The sequence below is a fragment of the Luteolibacter algae genome (assembly GCF_042683045.1).
GTDB classification, from domain to species: Bacteria; Verrucomicrobiota; Verrucomicrobiia; order Verrucomicrobiales; family Akkermansiaceae; genus Luteolibacter; species Luteolibacter algae.
The window spans coordinates 1-619 of the sequence record NZ_JBHUIT010000023.1 but is presented as its reverse complement, the minus strand read 5'-3'; the positions used below and the strand labels follow the sequence as shown (position 1 = coordinate 619).

The following is a 619-nucleotide window of genomic DNA, read 5'->3' as shown; positions in this document are numbered from 1 at the left end:
GACGCCGAGGAAGCCGTCTGATGAATTTCGGGAGTTTACCCCGGCGCGCCATTCCTATAACGTTCTGCAAGAAATCCGCAATGTTCCCGAAAATATATACACTGCAATGTGCTCCATATGGCGAGCACAAGGTTTGCTTCGACATAATGGACGAAGACGACGACTTTCTTGTCACCGAAGATCTCGGAGTAGTCGCCACCGGTCGATTCGTTGAGAACTGGGAGGCGGTTTGGAATACTGCATTACCAATGCTCGACCAATTGCTCTTAGACTATGAACAAGGGGTAACCGTAGCTGAGCTTTTTACTGACTCGTCAAACACGCTCAATGTGCTGATACTCTTGCCAGAAGATGATGATCCGCCTGACACAGAGTTTCGTGCTGATCTCTTTATCGATAAGAAGACACGCCATGGATCGATTGTTTTTGGCGTCGGATTCCGTGATCTCGTGGCCGAATCAGCTAGTGCCACATTCTAAAAACAAGAAGCAGAACAAGGCGGAGATGGCGACGCCGAGGAAGCCGTCTGATTAATTTGGGGCTTTTCACCGGCGCCGCCATTCCTATGACGTTAGCTCAAGAAAATGAACCGCCGTCCGAAGCAGGAAATCGACGTTTC

Annotated in this window: 1 protein-coding gene; it reads left to right on the top strand. The window is 49.6% G+C overall.

All coding sequences use genetic code 11. The features are described 5' to 3' along the window. Positions 1–479: hypothetical protein (locus ACFSSA_RS11170; protein WP_386820531.1), on the top strand; the 479-nt coding region annotated here is incomplete at its 5' end. Positions 480–619: the final 140 nt, after the last annotated feature.